Annotated in this window: 17 protein-coding genes and 1 pseudogene; 7 read left to right on the forward strand and 11 right to left on the reverse strand. The window is 71.4% G+C overall.

Features of this window, described 5'->3' with window-relative positions; all coding sequences use genetic code 11:
• Positions 1-57: 57 nt before the first annotated feature.
• Positions 58-471, forward strand: coding sequence for a nuclear transport factor 2 family protein (locus tag OG594_RS20525; RefSeq protein WP_266600997.1), 414 nt, complete (start codon positions 58-60; stop codon positions 469-471).
• 361 nt (positions 472-832) lie between these two features.
• Here OG594_RS20525 and OG594_RS20530 read toward each other — a convergent pair whose 3' ends face one another.
• The 5 genes and pseudogenes from OG594_RS20530 to OG594_RS20550 all read right to left on the reverse strand — a co-directional run.
• Positions 833-1,570: a cyclopropane-fatty-acyl-phospholipid synthase family protein gene (locus OG594_RS20530; RefSeq protein ID WP_266600999.1), complete on the reverse strand. Its 738-nt coding sequence runs from the start codon at positions 1,568-1,570 to the stop codon at positions 833-835.
• 69 nt (positions 1,571-1,639) lie between these two features.
• Positions 1,640-1,888: a transposase gene (locus OG594_RS20535; protein WP_266603070.1), complete on the reverse strand. Its 249-nt coding sequence runs from the start codon at positions 1,886-1,888 to the stop codon at positions 1,640-1,642.
• 158 nt (positions 1,889-2,046) lie between these two features.
• The gene (locus OG594_RS20540) at positions 2,047-2,790 is read right to left on the reverse strand and encodes a 2OG-Fe(II) oxygenase (RefSeq protein WP_266603076.1); all 744 of its coding nucleotides are present in this window, start codon (positions 2,788-2,790) and stop codon (positions 2,047-2,049) included.
• A gap of 2 nt (positions 2,791-2,792) precedes the next feature.
• Complete coding sequence (locus OG594_RS20545; protein WP_266601001.1) at positions 2,793-3,131, reverse strand: hypothetical protein; 339 nt, start codon at positions 3,129-3,131, stop codon at positions 2,793-2,795.
• Positions 3,132-3,830: 699 nt separating this feature from the next.
• Positions 3,831-3,971: pseudogene (locus OG594_RS20550) on the reverse strand (IS5/IS1182 family transposase); the annotation flags it as partial.
• A 211-nt stretch (positions 3,972-4,182) separates the two neighbouring features.
• Here OG594_RS20550 and OG594_RS20555 point away from each other — a divergent pair.
• Positions 4,183-4,638 (forward strand): hypothetical protein, encoded by a 456-nt coding sequence (locus OG594_RS20555; RefSeq protein ID WP_266601003.1) that lies wholly within the window; start codon positions 4,183-4,185, stop codon positions 4,636-4,638.
• Positions 4,639-4,678: 40 nt separating this feature from the next.
• On the opposite strand, the gene OG594_RS20560 is transcribed toward OG594_RS20555, so the two are convergent.
• Positions 4,679-9,460, reverse strand: a complete 4,782-nt coding sequence (locus OG594_RS20560; RefSeq protein WP_266601005.1) for a hypothetical protein — start codon at positions 9,458-9,460, stop codon at positions 4,679-4,681.
• A gap of 242 nt (positions 9,461-9,702) precedes the next feature.
• Here OG594_RS20560 and nadE point away from each other — a divergent pair, with 242 nt between their 5' ends.
• The 3 genes from nadE (at position 9,703) to OG594_RS20575 (ending at position 12,706) form a co-directional block, all read left to right on the forward strand.
• On the forward strand, positions 9,703-10,533 hold the full coding sequence (gene nadE, locus OG594_RS20565) for an ammonia-dependent NAD(+) synthetase (protein ID WP_323185262.1): 831 nt from the start codon (positions 9,703-9,705) through the stop codon (positions 10,531-10,533).
• Positions 10,534-10,662: 129 nt separating this feature from the next.
• Positions 10,663-11,886: a PP2C family protein-serine/threonine phosphatase gene (locus OG594_RS20570; protein ID WP_266601007.1), complete on the forward strand. Its 1,224-nt coding sequence runs from the start codon at positions 10,663-10,665 to the stop codon at positions 11,884-11,886.
• 58 nt (positions 11,887-11,944) lie between these two features.
• Positions 11,945-12,706, forward strand: a complete 762-nt coding sequence (locus tag OG594_RS20575; protein ID WP_266601009.1) for a GNAT family N-acetyltransferase — start codon at positions 11,945-11,947, stop codon at positions 12,704-12,706.
• 44 nt (positions 12,707-12,750) lie between these two features.
• Here OG594_RS20575 and OG594_RS20580 read toward each other — a convergent pair whose 3' ends face one another.
• Positions 12,751-13,551, reverse strand: coding sequence for an arylamine N-acetyltransferase (locus OG594_RS20580; protein ID WP_266601011.1), 801 nt, complete (start codon positions 13,549-13,551; stop codon positions 12,751-12,753).
• A gap of 48 nt (positions 13,552-13,599) precedes the next feature.
• A complete protein-coding gene (locus tag OG594_RS20585; RefSeq protein ID WP_266601013.1) occupies positions 13,600-14,808 on the reverse strand; it encodes an MFS transporter in 1,209 nt (402 codons plus the stop codon).
• A 144-nt stretch (positions 14,809-14,952) separates the two neighbouring features.
• On the opposite strand from OG594_RS20585, the gene OG594_RS20590 reads away from it, so the two are divergent.
• Positions 14,953-15,888, forward strand: coding sequence for a LysR family transcriptional regulator (locus OG594_RS20590; RefSeq protein WP_266601015.1), 936 nt, complete (start codon positions 14,953-14,955; stop codon positions 15,886-15,888).
• Positions 15,889-15,913: 25 nt separating this feature from the next.
• Here the strand turns inward: OG594_RS20590 and OG594_RS20595 are convergent, their stop codons facing one another.
• The 3 genes from OG594_RS20595 to OG594_RS20605 form a co-directional block, all read right to left on the reverse strand.
• Positions 15,914-16,402, reverse strand: a complete 489-nt coding sequence (locus OG594_RS20595) for a hypothetical protein (RefSeq protein WP_266603091.1) — start codon at positions 16,400-16,402, stop codon at positions 15,914-15,916.
• A gap of 286 nt (positions 16,403-16,688) precedes the next feature.
• Positions 16,689-17,162, reverse strand: coding sequence for a pantetheine-phosphate adenylyltransferase (gene coaD, locus OG594_RS20600; RefSeq protein WP_266601017.1), 474 nt, complete (start codon positions 17,160-17,162; stop codon positions 16,689-16,691).
• 215 nt (positions 17,163-17,377) lie between these two features.
• On the reverse strand, positions 17,378-18,322 hold the full coding sequence (locus OG594_RS20605) for a methionyl-tRNA formyltransferase (RefSeq protein WP_266601019.1): 945 nt from the start codon (positions 18,320-18,322) through the stop codon (positions 17,378-17,380).
• A gap of 252 nt (positions 18,323-18,574) precedes the next feature.
• On the opposite strand from OG594_RS20605, the gene OG594_RS20610 reads away from it, so the two are divergent.
• Positions 18,575-19,909 (forward strand): lysine N(6)-hydroxylase/L-ornithine N(5)-oxygenase family protein, encoded by a 1,335-nt coding sequence (locus OG594_RS20610; RefSeq protein ID WP_266601021.1) that lies wholly within the window; start codon positions 18,575-18,577, stop codon positions 19,907-19,909.
• The last annotated feature ends 67 nt before the right edge of the window (positions 19,910-19,976 follow it).

The following is a 19,976-nucleotide window of genomic DNA, read 5'->3' on the forward strand; positions in this document are numbered from 1 at the left end:
CCTCTGCATCATACTCATGAAAGTGACTAGTCAGATTCATGAGTATGAGGAGGGGTCATGGAGACAGCCGAACGCTTCCGCGCCGCCGTGGAGAAGCGGGATCTTGCCGCGTTGGAGGGCCTGTTCGCCGAGGACGTCCGGTTCTACAGCCCGGTGAAGTTCACGCCCTTCGAGGGCCGGCCCATGGTCCTGGGCCTCTTCGGGGTCCTGATGCGCGTCTTCGAGGACTTCCGCTACGTCGGCGACTTCGAGGGCGCGGCCGAGACCAGCGTCGACGGTCAGGAGCTCCCGGCGGAGGTCCTGCTCTTCCGGGCGGCGGTGGACGGCCGGGAGATCCACGGGATCGACCTGCTCCACTTCGATGAGGCGGGCCGCATCAAGGAGTTCACCGTGATGGTCCGCCCGCAGTCCGCCGTGCAGGCCCTGGGTCAGGCGGTCCTCGGCGGCCTGGTCGCCGACGGTCTCGCCTAGCTAGGCCGTTTCCTTCGGGTCTTGTCGGCCGAGCCCGCGGTGTGCGGTGCCAGGGGGTCTCCCCGGGCCCGCAGGGCCGAGGGGGAGCAGGGCAAGGCGGAGATGCGCGCCGCGTACTGGACGTACTCGGGCGCCCCGACCGCCTGGGGGTCCCCCCGGACGGAGCACGGTGGATCGGGTGCGGTGCCGGGCGCCCGGGCCCGGCGAGATCCGGAGGAGATGGTCTTGGCACCGCTTGCGGTGCCAGTCCCGTGCACGTCGGGCCGGAGTGCGGACGGCCGTGGCCGCCCGCACTCCCTCGCCGCCACGCCGTCACGCCGGGACGGCAGGACGCCAGGCCGAGGGGCGGTCCCGCGACGGCTTAGTCGGAGGTCGGGCGCAGGACCAGGGTGACGAAGCCGAAGCTGTCCCGGTAGCCGTGCAGCCATTCCGCACGCCGGACGGTGGCAGTCCGCAGTACCTCGGCGGCGTCCGGATCGGCGGGGTGGTCGAGGGCCCACGAGGCCAGCGAGCCCAAGCAGGACCACTCGTACGCGTCCAGCTCCTCGCGCGTGCTGACGTGCGCGTGTACGGGAGCCCACCCGTCGTCGACGATGAGGTCCACGGTGGTCGCGAGGTCGTCGAGCTCACCGAAGATCTCGACGGCCTCCCGGGAGGGCGCGCGGTCCCAGAAGCTCTCACCGAGCAGCACGCGGCCGCCGGGAGCCAGGTGTTGCCGGGCCGCCGCGAGGGTCGGCAGCAGGCCGCCGAAAGCGTGGGTGGCCCCGACGCTGAGTACCAGGTCGAAGGGCTGGTCGGAGACGAAGTCCGCGGCCTTCTGCTGGTGCACGACGAGACGTTCCTGAACGCCGAGCCGGCCCGCCGACCGGCGGGCCTGCGCCACCGACTCCTCCGAGGTGTCCACGCCCTCGGCGTGCAGACGGGGGTGCGTGGCCAGGGCGCGCAGGAGCCATTCCGCGGTACCGCACCCCAGGTCGAGCACCCGCTCGCCGTCGCGCGGTGCGCCGTGTTCGAGCAGTCGGCGTACCGATTCGTCGCCGAGCGGGGCCTTTATGGGGTGGTCGGCGTGGGCGATCCTGGAGATCTGTTCATGATTCACCGGGGCAGCTTGCCAACGCCGTAGCCCGCGCGCACCCCATTTCCGTCCGGCTACCGGACACGCCCCGGCCTAGGCTGTGTCGGACAAATGATCACGGATCGGTTCGCGGAGCCGGAGGGTCAACGAGGCCAGGATGACTCCGGCGCGGTAGCGGTCGGCGAGCTTGTCGAACCTGGTCGCGATCGCGCGGAACTGCTCGAGGCGTGCGAAGCATCGTTCGACCACGTTGCGGTCGCGGTAGACCTCCTCATCGAAGGCCCCCTCACCACCCGCTGTGAGCTGCGTACGCCCTGTTATCGAGAAGATGTTCCGCTCCAGGTGGGATGCGGGTTACTGCCCCTGCGCGCAAGATCCCTTCAGGGGAGCACCACATGCACGTCGCCGAATCCGAAGCCCGCCCTGGGCGCCCACCCGGTGTCACCAGCCCGGGCGGGTATCACGTGGGCCCTCCTGCGTGACGTTTGCCTTGTTGTTGCTCAAGGCACATCTATGGGCTCGTAGAGCACGTCGGTTCTGAGAATTGTTTTCGTACCCTCAAGAAGCGGGGCCGAGTCGTGAAGCGTTCGATGCCAGAAGAGGAGCGCATCGCCCGGTTCGGGGCGGTGAGCGCTCAATATTTCCTCAGGCTCTGCGAGCCGGGGCCAGTCCGAAAAGTTGCGTTGCGCAAAGGGAAGGTCGTTCTGCTTGTCGGCGATGAACCGCGTTTCTCCGCCCACTGCCTCGTACGACAGGTAGACGACGACGGTCAGGTGAGTTCGCGTTCCATCGGGGGCGAAATAGGGCGAATCGTAGTGCGGGACAAGAAATCCGTCGCGTTCGTACGTGATGAAGCGCATACGCGGATTGACGCACGCCGGCTTCCAGTGCCTGCCGTCTGTATCCGTCGGATCGTCCGGTCCTACTTCAAACGACAGGAACGTCCGCAGCCTGCGGTAGAACTCTGCCGCCAAGACTTCGGATTCAGCCGTGGCACGGAGATAGCCGACCGGATCTCCCTCTGCGTAGTTGGCGGCAATGCCGTCTAGGCCCACCGGCACGAAGCGCTGGGCAGCGAGTTCGGCGGTGAATACCGCCACTTCAGCCGGAGTGAGGAAATGGCGAATCACCCTGGCATCGACGTGTGGGATCTCCGACTCGGTCGGGGCCCATGAGTCATCGGCGGATATTCGGTTCAGCGTTTCTTCGGAGAGATCGAAGGGATTTACCGGCATTTCGAACATGCTCACTTGTCCGTCCTGGGGTCATTGTCGATGCCGCAGCGGCCGTGGCTCCGGGCGCCCGGAACGGCCGCGGGCGGCACAGTGAGGTGAACGGCGGGACTGCCGGCCACATACTCGTGCGTGTTGAATCTGTGGAGGTTCGCCAAGCGTGCTGCCAGTTCCTCGAATTCGAGGTGGGTGAATTCCGGCCAACTCTTTTTGTGTGATTCTCTCTCGCCGGACGGGATCGTGAGCCGTTCCGGATAGTGCTCGACGAAGTCGTACGAGGTCCCGAAGGCGACGGAATCGAGGAGGGCAGGGTGCCGCGTGGCGGAGGGTGGAGGGGGGCTGGCGTGGCGCACGAAACGCTCCTAGCGGGTGGATTTCTCCGGGAGGGGAGGGGTTGCATCATCCGAGTTCACGCTTCGATCGACGCGCTTCTTCGCGTCGGCGCGCGGCGTCACGAGCGCCGGAGTCTTCGAGGGTGTGAAGTGCACGAGCGGTGGATCGGAGAACAGGGATCGCGCATCAGGGATCAGGCGCTGGGGTGCCGCAGCGTTGAAATGGGGACAGCCTTGTGTCGATCTCTGCCGGGGGTCCGGGGGTCCGGGGGCCCGGGGGTCCGGGGGTCTGGCGGCAGGCGGCCGCCGGGCGGCTGGTGCGCGCGCCGGCATGGCTCCGGGCTCGTGCTCGACGTCACGGCCGTGCGTGCGGCGGCGGATCGAGGCTCCTGGAGTCAATGCCCGCAGGTAGCGGGGGCCGCCGAGCGATTATCGTCATGATGACGAGAATAGACTGGCGTGAACCCACAAAGCAAGCAGGACGTCCCCAACGCGGCGGAAGGGGGCGGGGGGCGGGGCGGGGACCGGCTCGGGGGACTACCGATGCGCGGTAGTCCCCCGAGCAGCGCTGGGCCGCTCCGTACCGGGTGACCGCACGTGCGGTGTGCGAACACCGCTCTGACGCGGAGCCAGGCCGCCTGGCGTCATTGTCCGTTGCCAATGAAGTGAGTCGAGTGCGGTGTCCTGACCTGGGCCGACTAAGCGGTCATCTCGTTTGGCGAGTCTGGGGGAGCAGATTAGGGTGCAGGCGATGCTGGTGAAGGCGAGGAAGTGTTCGGCTTTGCGTTCGTAGCGGCGGTGGAGTCGGCGGCAGTCGGCGAGCCAGGCCCTGCTGCATTCGATGGTCCAGCGATGGCGGCCCACTCATGGCGGCTCCGAGAGCCGCACCGACAAATGGAGAGATCAGTCGTTGAGCATCGAAATCAGGCCAGGGTGGACGCTGCGCGGTGCGGCGAGGTGCAACGTGGTTGACATACGACGCGCGGTCGATCGCCGAGGTGTCTCGGGTGTGAGGGCTCTGGCTATTGCGGTCGCCGTCACGTCGCTGTCGGTGCTGTCTGTGGGGTGTGGGGTGGACACCCCGCAACTCAACTACACGCCGGTGCGGATGGATCCCGACCCGGCGCGCACGAAGACGAGGGAGGTCTCCAGCCGCCTGCTGGAGATGGCCGGGGTCAAGGGCAGGGTCACGGAGTCCGGCATGAGCGCCACGGCATGCGACACGTACGCCGACGACCGTTTCGCCATGGACCACTCCTGGTCGCTGTACGGCCTGACCGGCGACCAGGTCGACACCGGCATGGAGACCCTGCGGCAGGCGCTTGGCGAGAATGGCTGGAAGATCATCAGGCAGGGCAAGACCAACAGTGTGGACCAGCACCCCGAGATCTACGCCGTGAACGAGACGGAGCACTTTTCGGTACAGGCCACCGCCCTCCAGGGTGGGGGGAAGGAGCCGATGCTCGCCTTCACCGTCCACTCCGCCTGCTACCGCGCGGCCTCCCCCTACGCCGCGAACCACGCGTGACGGTTCCTCGATGCCCAGCTGAGCGGCCCGATGGTCCGGCTTAGGAAGTCAGTTCCCAGGCCCGTGCGAACACCTCGTGCAGGGGCTCCGTCGGCAGCACCCGGCCGAAGGGGGCGCGGACCGAGTTGCTCCACAGCGGGCGCACCTGGTGGGTCGCCAGCTTCACCGTCTCCAGCGGCAGGTTCGGGGCCTTCAGCTCGGTCCATTCCCCGGGCAGGAACACGGTCCGACCCGCCCGCGCCCGCTTGGCCTCCATGACCGCGCCGGTGGCGAGGAGTTCCGCTTGGACCTCCTTGTGCCGCTTGGCGGTCCAGCCGTTCCACCGCCGTACGTTCCGGTCGGTGGGGGCGGCCAGCGCCGCCACCTGGAGGTACAGCGCCGCCGCGTCCGCGCCGATGCCGAGCTCGGCCGCCACCCGCGCGACCAGCTCCGGGCAGGACCGCCGCGGATCCGCCTCGTACGCACCGGCCGGCACCGGTCCGGAGCGGGCCCGGAGCATCATCCGCTCCAGCCCGCCACCGGCCAGCAACGGCGCCACCCGGTCCAACTCCTCCGCGAGGTCGGTGACTTCGCGGACCCGCCGCCACACCTCGGGGTCGGCGACCGCTGCGGGCCGCAGGAACGAGGCGCCGCCGGGCGCGCACACCACCAGGGAGCCGGAGTCGTACGCGGCCACCGGTACCGGGCCTTCCTCCTCGCGGCCGTCCATCGCCACCGGCAGCAGCCCGGGCCCGAACCGCTCCGCGATCCGCGCCGAGGTGTCCTGGACCCGGCCCCCGGGCAGTGCCAGCAGCAGCTCCGAACGCGCCAGTTCGGCGCGCAGCCGCTCGTACACGTCCATCGCGCCGGCCACCGCCGGATCCCCGACGGGCCGGTCCGTCCAGGCCCACACCAGCGCGCTCGCCATTCCGAGGAGGTCGAGTCCCACCGGGGTGCGGTACGGCAACTCGGGTCCGGCCGGGGGCACGGCCCGGACCTCCACCCCGACGCCGTACCGGGTCGCAGCCAACTCCCAGCCGGCCGCCTCCACGGGCGCGTTCGCGGTCGTCTCCGTGGCGGCCTCCCAGCCACCCGCCAACCGCCGGGCCCATACCTCGCCGAGTCCCAGGTCGGTCTCCAGGGCGTCCGCCGCCTCGTCGTGCACGGCGGGCAGCGCCCCGAGCAGCTCCCGCCACACCCCGGCCATCCGCTCCGCGGCCGCATCGACCCCGCCCGGCCGCCACAGCTCGGCCGGGTCCTCGGGCAGGGCCGCGGCCAGGACGGCGCGCTGTCCGGCGCCCCCGAGCCGCGCACGCAGTTCCTCGTACGCCCCGGCCGTCAGCGCGGTCGCCCGGTACGGGGCCTTGCACGCCAGGGCGCGGTCCTCGTCCCGGTGGGCCCGGCCGACCAGACCGGCCACCACGAGCCGGGCCACGGCCCGCCGGACACCGGTCAGTTCCGCGAAGCGTGCGGCTGCCGACTCGGGCACCGGGACCGGACCGTGCGCCTCGACCGCCGCCACCAGGGCGCGCAGCCGGGCGGCGTCGTCCCGCCGCACCCGCACCGGGCGGGCCTGTGCGAGCACCGCCGGCACCGGGTCGCCGTCCGGATCTCCGACGGCGGGCGCCACGAACCAGCACGCCGACCCGCCGGACCGCAGTGCGGCGGACGCCACGGCCGTCCCGCCCGCCCGCAGCCCGTCCAGGTCCGCGGAGCCGGGCGTCCGGCCCACCCACCATCGGCTGCCCGCACGGGCGAAGGGCTGGTCGGCCCAAGTGTCTAGCAGCGCGAGCAGGGCGGCCCGATCCGCGTCCGGGGTGGGTGCCACCGCCGCCCGCCACGCCACGGCGTCGATCGAGCCCAGCAGCTGCGACCAGTCGTGCGGCGGCGCGGGCGGCGACAGCCGCCGCACCTCCTCCACGATCGTCCCGGCCAGGCAGGCGCCGTCGGCGGCCAGCGCGCCGAGCGTCGCCGGCAGGGCCACGTCCCGGGTCCGCCCGTGCGCGTCCTCCTCCCCGCCCGGGACCAGCCCGAACAGCGCGGGCAGCAGCTCGGTGTCCCGCGCGGACCGGCGCAGCACGACCGGCGGGGCCTCTGCGATCAGGGACACGCGCCGGTGCAGGGCCCGCCGTCGCTCCTCCACCCGGGCCGCCCGCCCGGCCACCGCCACGACCGCCTCGGCCAGGACCGGGTCGGTGACCTCCGGCAACTCCCGGGCCACGACCGCGCGCAGCGCCTCCTCGCCGGTGAGGGCGGCCGCCAGCAGGGCCTGCGCCGTCTGCCCGTCCACGCTCCGCAGCGCCCGGGACCCGGCCGCGTCACGCGTGCGCAGCAGGTACCAGAAGGCGGGCGGCAGGGCCACGCCCGCCGACACCGTGACCTGCCGGGCCGGCCTCACCCGCGGGTGCTTGGGGGAGTGGTGCCCGTCCAGCTCCCACAGCAGGACGCCGTCCGCGGTGTACGCGCGCACACCCGTATCGGTCTGCGCCTCGGCCAGGACCACGTCCTCCACCGCGCCCTCCGGCGCGGCCCACAGCCCCCACGGCTCCTGCCCCGGCCGGTCGATGTCGAAGCGGGCCGTACGTCCGTCCACGCTCTCCACCAGGTAGTGGTCGGGCGCGTGGTCGCGGTGCCGGGTGCGGAACAGCACCCGGGTCCCGACCAATCCGTCCCGGCTGCCCAGCGGGGAGTCGGACAGCCCGGCGGGCAGCGGTGCCAGTTGCAGCGCCTCCGAGTCCAGGCTCATTCCCACCTCGGACGGCTCCGCGGCGGCATCGGCGCCCGGTGCGCGGCCGGGGAACTCCGGCAGCGCAACGGCTCCCCGCCGTTCCCCGGTGACCGGGTCCACCACCTCCCACGGCTTCCGCCCGTAGATCGTGTTGGTCCAGATCCGGGAGCCGTCGCCGAGCAACAGCTCCTCGCCGTCGATGCCTTCGGTGTCCCCCGGACGCAGCACGCGCAAGCCGCTGTGGCGACCGCCCCCGTCGGCGCTCTCGAACTGGAAGCCGTACGCCCCGTCCAGGCTGCCGCCGAACGGCACCATTCCGCCCAACTCCGCGGGCTCGAAGGGTTCCTCGGGGCGGTCCGCCCAGACTGCGGTGTCGCAGAAGTACGGGTTCGGCTTGAGGGTCCAGCTCACGAGGAAGGAGCCGCCCACGTAGTGCACGGCGAACAGGGTCGCGTCCTCGGGAACCGTGAACCGGCAGGAGCCCCGCTCCCCGTCCGGGGCGACGGCGACCGCCCGGTCCCGCCCGAACACCGTCAGCACCGGCCAGGTGCAGGTCACCCCGGCGACGCCCGGCAGCGGCGGCTTCGCCGCGGACCCGGTGGACCCGGTGGACCCGGTGGACTCGGCCGGCCCGGCCGACTCCGCGAACCCCGCGTACACCGACTCGAGCGCCGGCCAGGCGAGTTCCTCCGGCAGGCCGGCCGCCAGCGAGCGCCGCAGCGTGCCCGCCGTGCCCGCCCCGGCGAGGGCGTCGACGATCCCGCCGAGGGCCGCCACCGTCTGCCGGTCCAGCAGGGTCTCCAGCTCGGCCACGGCCTCCTCGGCCCCCGCCATGCCGCCGCCCCCGACCGTGCCGACGAGCTTGCCGACCCGCCCGGCCACCTCGTGGGCGATGCCCTCGTTGCCCGGCAGCAGCGTCACCGCGGACCCGGTGCGGCGCCCGCGCGCGGTCCAGTGGTCCGGAAGCAGATCGGCGTGGACCGTCCCCTCCAGGCGGGGGCCGAACACCGGGTCCGCGGCCAGCGCGACGAGGTCCCGCCGCGACCGCTCCCCCCAGAACCGCATCCGGACCTCCGCGCCCGGGTCGACCACCGCGGCCCCGGCCGCCAGGCAGGCGTCCAGCACGTCCGCGTCGAAGCCCTGGTAGTGGTAGCGGGTGGTGTGCACCGCGACGGGGGTGCCCGCCGCCCGCAGCCGCGGGCCCAGCCGGACGACCAGGTCGAGGAATTCCGCCGGCAGCGGCTGCCGGGAGACCCCGCCGCCGGACCGGAGCGCGTACTGGTACATGCGGACGAACTGTCCGACCCAGTGCGCCAGCCCGCCCTCCGGCACCAACCGCCCGGCCGCCATCGCTTCCGTCGCGCCGCAGCCGATCAGCATCCGCAGCCAGGCCCCGCCGTCGGTGACCCCGGCCGGGAAGACCTCGACCAGTCCGGCCAGGACGGCGTCCGCCGGCGGATGCGCCGTCAGGACGGCCTCCGCGGCGGTCAGTAGCGCTTCGGGCACCGACTTCCCGCGGGTGACCGACAGGATCGCGCCCACCATCCGCGCGGCCTCGTCGTCACCGTGCCCGGCCGCCTTGGCCGACGCCCGTACCCGGCGCACCAGATCCGCCGGCAGGTCCGCCGGCGAGCCGGCCCACGCGGTCAGGAACGCCTCCAGTGCCGTGTGCGCCGCCGCCGGATCGAGGGTCTCGGCGAGGAAGCGCTGATGGGCCCCGAACTCCTTGGCCGGCATGGCTCCACCCGCCGCGAACAGCAGGGCGTTGGCCCGGCGGTAGCCGGGATCCACCGGCAGCCCGTGCTCGGCCTCGGCGGCGCGCGCCGCCGCGTAGGCCCGCCCGCCGGGTCGGCTGCCGTACCCGATCAGGCGATGGCCCACCGTGTCCCAGAACCACGGCAGGTGCGCCGGCGGCAGCCGCCGTGCCCGCGCCGTCATCGTGTCGACGAACCGGCCGGGCTTCTCGTGGGACCGGCCGAGCTCGGTGTACATGTCCTCGATCAGGTCCCGCGCGGCCCCGGCCGCACCCGGGTCGTGGGCGGCGACCCAGTCGGCGTACGTGGTGGAGGCGTGCGGGCGCGAAGCGGGCACCAGGGCATCGAGCGAGACGATCATGCTTCGCATCGTCGCACGGACCACTGACACCACCCGGCCGCAGCGGAGCGGCCCTCCCCTCCCGGCCCCGGTCCCAGCCCCGGCCTTCCGGCCCCGGCCTTCCGGCCCCGGCCTTCCGGCCCCGGGCCCTGGGCTCCGGGCTTCCGGGCTTCCTCTAGAGTGCTTCCGTCCCGTACACGTGACTGTGACCCCGGCCGGGCGGCGCGTGCCGACCCGCGCACGGGCCCGAGCGAGGAGCAACCGTGACCGACCTGGCGTCCATATCCCTGCAGCAGGAGATCGCCCGCGATCTCCAGGTGAGCGCGTCCTTCGACGTCCGGCAGGAGATCGAGCGCCGAGTGGCCTTCCTCGCCGAGCGGCTGACCTCCACGGGTCTGCGCGCACTGGTCCTGGGCATCAGCGGGGGCGTGGACTCCACGACCGCGGGCCGCCTGTGCCAGCTCGCCGTCGAGCGGGTGCGCGCCGCCGGGCACGAGGCGACGTTCTTCGCGATGCGACTGCCCTACGGGACCCAGGCCGACGAGAAGGACGCGCAGCTGGCGCTGGACTTCATCCGGGCCGACCGGGTCCTGACCGTGGACGTGAAGGCCGCGAGCGACGCCGCCCTGGAAGCGGCGCTGACCGGCGGCACGGTCTTCCGCGACGCGCACCACCAGGACTTCGTGCACGGCAACATCAAGGCCCGGCAGCGCATGATCGCCCAGTACGCGGTGGCGGGCGCGCACGAGGGCCTGGTGGTCGGCACCGACCACGCCGCCGAGGCGGTCTCCGGCTTCTTCACCAAGTTCGGCGACGGCGCGGCCGACGTCGTCCCGCTCACCGGCCTCACCAAGCGCCGGGTGCGCGCCCTCGCGGAGGAGCTCGGCGCGCCCGCCGCGCTGGTGCACAAGACCCCGACCGCGGACCTGGAGACGCTCGACCCGGGCAAGCCCGACGAGGACGCGCTCGGCGTCACCTACGACGACATCGACGACCTCCTGGAGGGCAAGCCCGTCGCGGGGACCGCCTTCGCGGCCATCGTCACCCGCTACCGCCTCACCGAGCACAAGCGACAGCTGCCGATCGCCCCCTGAGCCGCCCCGCGCCGGCCCGGCGTTGAGCCGAACGGCTCAACGCCGGGCCGACGACGGGCCCGCCCCGCACGCCCGCACCTATCGTGGAAACGACCTCATGACCCGGCGGTGGCGTGCGGACAGGTGGATGTGGACGGATCAGGGATCGACTATCACGAGGTCTTCCACGCCCTTCCGGGTGCGGTCGCACTGCTGACCCCTGACCTGGTGTACCTGGACGCCAACGAGTCGTTCGTGGAGACGTCCGGCCGTACCCGCGAGCAGCTCATCGGCCGCTACCTCTTCGACGTCTTCCCCGACAACCCCAACGATCCGGCGGCCAACGGCATGCGCAACCTGCGCGCCTCCCTGGAACGGGTCGTGGCCACCGGGGAGCCCGACACCATGGCCGTCCAGCGCTACGACGTCGAGTACCCCGACCGGTCCGGGGTCTGGCACGAGCGCTACTGGAGTCCCGTCAACGTGCCCGTCCTCGCCCCCGACGGCACCGTGGCACTGCTCCTGCACCGCGTGGAAGAGGTCACCGAGCTCATCCGGGCCGGCTCCCGCAGCGGCGGCGACCACGCCCAGGTGCTGGAGGCCGAGATCTACACCCGTGGCCGGGAGCTCCAGGAGGTCAACGAGCGCCTGCGCCGGGCCCACGCCCACGAGCGCGAGGTGGCCCTCCACCTCCAAGAAACCCTGCTGCCCGCGCCGCGCCCGCTCGGCCACCACCACGCCGCCGTCCGCTACCGGCCCGCCACCATGGCCCTGAACGTGTGCGGCGACTGGTACGACCTCGTCGACCGGCCCGGTCGCACCGCCGTGTCCGTCGGCGACGTAGTCGGCCACGGACTCGGGGCCGCCGGCGTCATGGGCCAGCTGCGCAGCGCCCTGTCGGCCGCCTCCCACGTCGCCGAGGGCCCGGCCCAGGCCCTGGAGGTCCTCGGCCTGTACGCCCGCTCCGTCGACGGCGCCGAGTCCACCACCGCCGTGTCCGTCTTCATCGACTGGAACAGCCGCACCCTCACCTACAGCAGTGCCGGCCACCCCCCGCCCCTGCTCTGCCACCCCGACGGCACGGTCACCTTCCTCGACCGGGCCACCGACCCCCCGCTCGGCGCCCGGCCCGAACACGCCCCCCGTCCCCAGGAGCAGCTCGCCTTCGCCGAAGGCTCCACCCTCGTCCTCTACACCGACGGGCTCATCGAGCGCCGCCGCGAGGACATCGACATCGGCCTGGGCCGGCTCGCCGACGCCCTCGTACGGCACCGCACCGCCGAGCCCGACGTCCTCGCCGACGCCCTGCTGGCCGATCTCATCCCCGCCGTCGGCATCACCGACGACACCGCACTGGTCGTCCTGCGCCTGTGACGGCCGCCCCCGGGCAAATTCGAAGGCGTCCACGGCCCCGGCTGCATAGGCTCGATCCATGCCGAGCCCCGCACTCCAGCGCGTCAACGCCTTCCTTTCGGACTTCGCCCGCCGCCAGGCCGCGCGCACCACGGTCCTTCCCGGAGGGTTCGCCGTGTACGACGACGCGTTCGCGCAGTCCTACGCGAACAACCAGCTCGTCATCGACGCGGCCGTCGACCCCGAGGCGCTGCCCGCTCTCGCGGAAGAAGCCCTGGGGCACCTGCCGCACCGGCTGATCTCCGTACTCGACGACGAGACCGGCCGGGCGTGCGCGGGGCCGCTGATCCGGGCCGGATACACCCACTCCACTTACCTGGTCATGCTGCACACGGGCCCGGTGCCGGACGCCGGACCCGCGCAGGAGGTGGACCTCGACGCACTGCGCGTACCGCTGACCCGCCGCTGGCGGGGATTCCTCCCGGACGCCGACGGCGAGGTCCTGCGCCAGCTCGTCGACCGGCGCGAGGCCCGCCGGCGCGGGGCGGACGTCGTCCGGTTCATCGGTGCCCGTACGGAGGCGGGCGAGGTCGCCTCCTGGGCCGATCTCTACGTCGACCGGGCGACCGGCACGGCCCAGATCGAGGACCTGATCACCTCGGAGGCCCACCTCGGCCGCGGCTACGCCGACGCGGTCCTGGCGGGCGCCCTGCGCCTGGCCGCCGTCCACGGCAGCGACTTCCGCTTCCTGACGGCCGATGCCTCGGATTGGCCGCGCCACTGGTACGAGCGCCGCGGCTTCGCCGTCATCGGCCACTCGCACGGCTTCGAACGCAGCTGACGCCGTGCGCGCCGTCCGCTCCGTGCGCCGCCCGTGACCGGCCCTCAGGGGCGGGGGTGCAGGGGGACCGGGACGCGCGGCAGGTGGATGCCGAAGTGCGTGCGGTAGGCCGCCAGGACCTCGGCGTCGTCGGCCAGGGTCCGCTCGGTCCGTTCCCCGTCGGCCGTGACCGTCAGCACGCGGTCGCTGAGGGTGGTCCGGCCGGTCTCCGTCAGCAGCGAGCACACCGGCTTGCGGGTGAAACCGGACGCGGGCGAGGTGCTGTGCCACCACGCACCGGTGACGAAGTCGGACAGGACCCGGGGGCGCGTTTCCAGCCGGTACTGGGGCACGCCGTTCTGAAGGACGTCGAGGTCCCCCTCCGGGCCACCGGACGCCGCGATCCGGAACACCCCGCCCGGGTCGGTCTGCTCGCCCCGCTCGTCGAAGGCCAGCGGGAAGTGGCTGTGGTCGCCGAAGCCCACGTCCACCAGCCACGGGCAGCCGTCCTCGCACTCCACGCGCAGCGCCAGGTGGTCGTAGGGCACGCCCGGCACGCCGTCGGCCGAAAGCACCCGGGCCTGCAGCAGCTCCACCCGGTAGCCCAGGGAGTGCAGCAGCAGCGCGAACGCGCCGTTCAGCTCGTAACAGAATCCGCCGCGGCCGTCGTGCAGCAGCTTGTCGAGCAGTGTCTCCCCCTCCAGCACGATCTCCTGTCCCAAGTGGATGGACAGGCTCTCGAAGGGGACGGTCCGCAGGTGCCGCAGGTGCAGGTCGCGCAGGGCAGCCGCACTCGCCGCCCCGGGCCGCTCCGCCCCGATCCGCCGCAGGTACGCGTCAACGCGTGACGCGGGAAGCTCTTCCATCCCGGCAGTCTCGCAACCTGCCCCCGCCCCTGCCATACGCGGTTGGACCTAGGTCCATCGGTCAGCCGTTTCACGGGCGGCTGCCGGAAGCAGGAGCGGGGTGGTCAGGACGAGCAGTCCCGCGGCCGTGAGGGCGGTGCGCGGGCCGGTGACGTCGGCGAGCAGACCGGCGAGCGCCGTGAGGACGGCGACGGACGCCTGCTGGCCGATCGACCAGGCCGACAGGGTGCGGGCGACGAGATGCGCGGGGGTGTGTTCGAGCCGGTAGGTGGCGAGCACCGGGGTGTACAGGCTCATGTTGATGACGATCGCCAGCTGGACCGCCATCACCGTCAGGAGGCCGACGACGCCGGGGCGGACGAAGACCAAGCCGATCAGCCAGACGGCGCGCAGGGTGCCGACGGTCCGGATGACCCGGTTCCGGCCGTGTCGGGCCACGGTACGGCGGGCCAACCGCGACCCGATGAGTCCGCCGATGCAGGGAGCGGCGAAGGCGAGGGCGTACTGCCAGGGCGGGAAGCCGAGCCGGCCCAGCAAGAGCACGGCCAGCAGTGGCTCGGTGGCCATGATCAGGCCGGAGACGAGCATGTTGTTGAGGTAGAGCGCCCGCAGACCGGGATGGCCCATGATGTGCCGCCAGCCGTCGAGCAGTCCGCCGGCCCGGACCGTGCCCTTGCCGGTGGCGTGCGGCGCCCCTTCCCGGCCTCGGATCGCGGTGAGGCACAGCGCGGAGAACAGGTAGCTGAGCGCGTCGGCCACCACGGTGGTGACCGGCCCGAACAAGCCGATCGCCGCCCCGCCCAGCGGCGGCCCGACCGCCAGGGAGCTCCAGTTCGTGGACTCGAAGCGTGCGTTGGCCACGAGCAGGTCATCCGGCGGGACGAGGGCCTTGAGATAGGCGCCGCCGGCCGCGCTGAAAGCGATCTTGGCCGCCGCGACCACGGCCGAGACCACGAGCAGCTGGACGAAGCCGAGCCACCCGAAGAAGTAGGCGACCGGGACCGTCGCCATGACCGCGAACCGCGTCAGGTCCATCGCGATCATGACCGGACGCTTGTGCCGGAACTCCACCCACGGCGCGAGCGGTAGCGCGATCAGCGCGCCCACCGCGGGCCCCACCGCGGACAGTGCGGACACCTCGGCGGGACCGGCGTGCAACGCCAGCACGGCGATCAGCGGCAATGCGCCGAACCCCAGCCCGGACCCGTAGGCGCTCACCGCGTACGCCGTCCACAGCCAGCCGAACCGCCGGCCCAACCGTCTCCTGCCCACCCTGCGCAGCGCTCCCACCCGAACAAACCGACGTTGACCGGGAGAGCTAACCGAGCAGCACAGCAGCAGGTCAAACAACTGCACGGCCAGCTGCCCACAACCATCCGTTGTTCACTAAGGTGGATCGGCGTGGATCTCGAAGCAGTACGCACCTTCGTCGCCGTTGCGGAAGCGGGCCAGTTCCAGAAGGCCGCCGTCGACCTGTCGATCACCCCGCAGGCCGTCTCCAAACGCATCGCCGCACTGGAACGCAGCCTCGGCGTGCGGCTGTTCACCCGCGCACCCCGTGGCGCGGAGCCCACCATCGACGGTCAGGCGTTCCTCCCCCATGCGCGGGAGCTGCTGCGCGTTGCCGAGCGCGCGGTCACGTCCGTACGCCCCGGCCGCCGTCCGCTACGCGTCGACGTGATCGCTTCGCGCGGCGCGCAGGCCGGCCTGATGCGCGGCTTCCACCGCGCGTACCCGGAAGTCGACCTCGACGTGGTGATGCTGTTCGAGATCGAGACGGCCCTCGCCGCGATCCGGTCCGGTGCGATCGACGCGTCGTTCCGCGCCGTCGCCGCCCCGGGCCGGCCCCTTCCCGAGGACATCGAGTCCGTCCGGGTGCTCGACGAGCCGCTCCAGCTGCTCACCGGCCCCGCCCATGCGCTGGCCGGCGCCCGGTCGGTGACCGTCGCCCAGCTCGCCGGGCACCGGATCTGGATGCCCGGCATCGTCCCCGGTACCGAGTGGGGCGCCTACTACGACGACCTCGTCGCCGAGTTCGGCCTCACCATCGAGGCGACCGGCCCCAACTTCGGCTCCGACGCGCTCCTGGACACCATCGCCGACACCCCGGCCCTGGCCACCTTCATGGGCGAGCACACCCGCCTCATCTGGCCCGCCGACCACGGCCTGCGCCGCATCCCGGTGACCGACCCGACGCCCGTCTACCCGCACTCGTTCCTGTGGCACCGCGACAACCCGCACCCGGCCCTGGTCACCCTCCGCGCCCATCTGGCCGCCACGGCGGCCGGCCGTGCTGCCGCCGGGACCTGGGCGCCGGGCTGGGTGATCCCGCGCTGAACGGCCCCCGCCCGCACGGCGATCCTTAGGGGAGTGCGCTGCTCACGCCGTCGACGATCATCATCCACATGGGCTGGGCGCCCGTGCCGAACGCCGAGGCCAGGGCGTAGCCGATCGCCGCGTCCGCCGGCCGGACCTCGCGGTCCTCCCGCCATTCGGCGATGACTGTCTCGTCGCCGTCCGAGGAGAAGTCGCCCAGGTGCACGCCGTCGCGGGTCAGGCGGCTGCTGGGGACGGAGTCCGGGACGAGGCGGTACTCCGCTCCGTCGTACGTCACGTCCACCCGGTACGAGTTCCTGCTCAGGCGGCCCTTCGCCGGCAGCAGCCCGACCACCGCGCCGTCGACCCGCAGGGTGAGGTGCGCCGGGTCACGGGTGCCGATGGCGATCTGCGGGTCCGCCTCGGACGCCGGGTCGCGCTCCAGGCTCACGCGGGGGATCGCCTCGCCGTCGACCTCAAGGCGGTCCTGGCCGTCCTGGCGGACGGTGATCGCGCCGAAGAGGGTGTCTTCGATGGGTGCTCGGTCTGTCTCGTTCACAGGTGTGCGTCGCTTCGGTGTGTGGGGGCGGTGACGTGTGGCGTGTGCGGTGAACCGGTGGAAGGCATAAGGGACTTTCGTATCACCTTACCGGTACTGATCATGGTGCGAGCCGGTGCGAGCCGGTGCGAGCCGGTGCGAGCCGCTGTGAGGCGGTGCGGGTCGATCGCGCCGCCGCGTGCCAGGACCCGGGGCTTCGCGCTGCCGATCGCCACGAGATTGGCTTGAATTCTCGTGCAATGGAAACAAGAAAAGGGGCCGTTTACGGGGCAGTCTTCGCCTTCATCCTGTTCAGGACCGACGGTGCGATCAGGTGGGACACGTCACCACCCAAGTCCATGACCTCCTTGACGAGGGTGGATGAGAAATTGAGCTGCTCACTCGTCATCATGAATACGGTCTCCACGCCGGCGAGACCGTAATTCATCTGCGCCATCTGCAGTTCGCCCTCGAAGTCCCTGATCGTTCGCAGTCCCCTGACGACCACCGTGAACTTCTCCCTGCGGCAGTAGTCCACGAGCAGGCCGTCGGACGATTCCACGCGCACGTTGTCCAGGTCCGCGGTCACCTCGCGGAGCATGTCTACGCGTTCTTCGGCGGTGAAGCGGTACTTCTTGTTTATGTTGACCATCACGCTGACGACTACTTGGTCATATAGGGCGCCTATGCGCCTGATGATGTCAAGGTGCCCATGTGTAACCGGGTCGAAAGAGCCTGGATATACTACGCGCGTCATGGTGGGGATGTTATCGAACGAACGTAGGTATTCCCATCCGCATCGGCATGCCTTCCCGCAGGAGGCGGACGGAGCGGCGGGGCGCACGTCCGTACGCGCTGGTGCACGACCACGTCGTACGCGACCGAAGCGCGTTCATCGGTACGTCCCCCTTCCCGAGGAGGGGGACGTACCGGCTCGGGCGCCCGTCCGGGCGAGGGGGTCGACGCCGTGGCTCAGCGGCTCGTCAGGTAGCCGCCCATGGTCGTGAAGTAGTCGGTGGCGGGCATCTCTTCGCCCTCCTCGGTCCGTACCCGGGTGATGGCGAGGCCGTGGTTGCGGCCGGTGCGGGCGTCGGCTCCGGCCACGATCACGACGCCTTCGCCCTCGCGGTAGAACACGCGGCCGGGCGTGCCCCCGTAACGGCCCTCGGAGACGACGGCGGCCAGTACCTCCAGGCGCCTGCCGCGGTGGAAGGTGAAGGCCGCCGGATAGGGGGCCGACTGGGCGCGGACGAGGCGCTCGAGGTCCTCGGCCGGCCAGTTCCAGTCGATGCGGATGTCCTCGGCCGACCGCTTGTGGAAGAAGCTGGCCTGCGACCGGTCCTGGCGGGTGAACTCGGTCTCGCCGGCCGCGATCCGGCCCAGGGCGCCCACCGTGACCGGCGCGATCAGGTCGACCGTCTTGTGGAACAGGTCGGTGGCGGTGTCCGTCGGGCCGACCGGTACGGCGCGCTGGACCACGATGTCGCCGGCGTCGAGCTCGTCGTTCATCAGGTGGGCGGTGACGCCCACTTCGGGCTCGTTGTTGATCAGTGCCCAGATCAGCGGCGAGAAGCCGGCGTACTTGGGTAGGAGGGAGTCGTGCACGTTGAGGGTGCCGTGGCGGGGCAGGTTGAAGATGCGCGGGGGGATCCACGTGCGCCAGTTGTTCGCCACGATGATGTCCGGTTCCGCCTCCTTCAGTCGGGTGAACAGTTCCTCGTCGTCGGGGCGGTTGCGGATGAGCACCGGGACGCCGTGGTCGTCGGCGAGGTCGGCGACCGAGTCGCTCCAGATCTTTTCGTACGCGTGCTCGCTCTTCGGGTGCGTCACGACCAGAACGACATCGTGTTCGGACTCCAGCAGGGCTTGCAGGGTGCGGTGCCCCCACGTCTGATAGCCGAACATGACGACCCGCATGGGGTTCCTCCTTAGAGCGGCGACAGATTTCAAAACGAGTAAAGCAAGCCTTACCTAACTGTGCAACACCCCCTCTTTTGCAGAGAGTTCAGCTCGGCGTCGATGAAGGCTCGATCTGATTTGCCCATCGACAGCACTGTGTTGTCAGGTTAGCCTTCCCTAAGTTCTCCTCGGGCTCTGCTCCTTCGGCGTGCCCCGCCCCGGTTCCCCCACGCACGGCAATCGGCTGCCCCCCGCACGATTGGGAGTGACATGTCACAGGATCTGTCCGATGATGCGCCACTGATCCACGACCTCATCGGCATCGGCTTCGGCCCCTCGAACGTGGCCATGGCGATCGCGCTCAGCGAACACAACGCCGGTGTCGGACCGCAGGAAGCGGTCACCGCCCACTTCTTCGAGCAGCAGCCCCGCTTCGGCTGGCACCGCGGCATGCTCATCGACGACGCCACGATGCAGGTGTCCTTCCTCAAGGACCTGGTGACACTGCGCAATCCGGCCAGCGAGTACAGCTTCCTCTGCTACCTCCAGAGCAGGGGCCGCCTGATCGACTTCGTCAACCACAAGAGCCTGTTCCCCCTGCGCGTGGAGTTCCACGACTACTTCGAGTGGGCCGCGGCCAAGGTCGACGACATGGTCTCCTACGGGTCCGAGGTCGTCGCCGTACGTCCCGTCCTGCGCGACGGGGTCATCGAGTACGTGGACGTGACCGCCCGCTCCGGCTCCGAACTCGTGGTCCACCGGGCGCGCAACCTGGTGATCGGCACCGGCCTGCGGCCGCAGATGCCGGAAGGCGTGGACCGCACCGAACGGATCTGGCACACCTCGGAACTGCTCATGCGGGTCGCCGCGTTGGGCGGCGCGGACCCCTCCCGGTTCGTCGTCGTCGGCGCCGGTCAGAGCGCCGCCGAGAACGTGGCCTTCCTGCACCGCACCTTCCCCCGGGCCGAGGTGTGCGCCGTCTTCTCCCGCTACGGCTACAGCCCCGCCGACGACAGCGGCTTCGCCAACCGGATCTTCGACCCTTCGGCGGTCGACGAGTACTTCACCGCCCCCGAGGAGATCAAGCGCAAGCTGATCGAGTACCACGCCAACACCAACTACTCCGTGGTGGACATCGACCTCATCGACGACCTCTACCGGCAGGAGTACCAGGAGAAGGTCCTCGGGACCGAACGGCTGCGCTTCCTGAAGGTGTCACGGCTCGCGGACGTCACCGAGACCCCCGACCACGTGCGCGTCACCGTGGAGTCGCTGGTCACGGGCGAGAAGGAGGCCCTGGCGGCCGACGCGTTGGTCTACGCGACCGGATACCGCTCGGCGGACGGCCTCGGGCTGCTCGGGGACGTCGAGAAGTACTGCCGGCGCGACGGCCTCGGCCGCGTCCGCGTGGCACGCGACTACCGTGTCGAGAGCGAGCCCGAACTGCGCTGCGGCATCTACCTCCAGGGAGGAACGGAGCACACGCACGGCATCACGTCCTCCCTGCTGTCGAACACCGCCGTCAGGGTCGGCGAGATCCTCCAGTCCATCGTCGCGCGCGGCCGCGTACCGGTACCGGCCTCCCGTACGGCGCCCACCCCCTGAGGACCAGGCCGTCTCTTCCGGATCTTGCCGGGCCCAGCCCGCCGCACCGGACGACCCGGGCCCATCC

It is taken from the genome of Streptomyces sp. NBC_01214 (assembly GCF_026340975.1).
GTDB lineage: Bacteria > Actinomycetota > Actinomycetes > Streptomycetales > Streptomycetaceae > Streptomyces.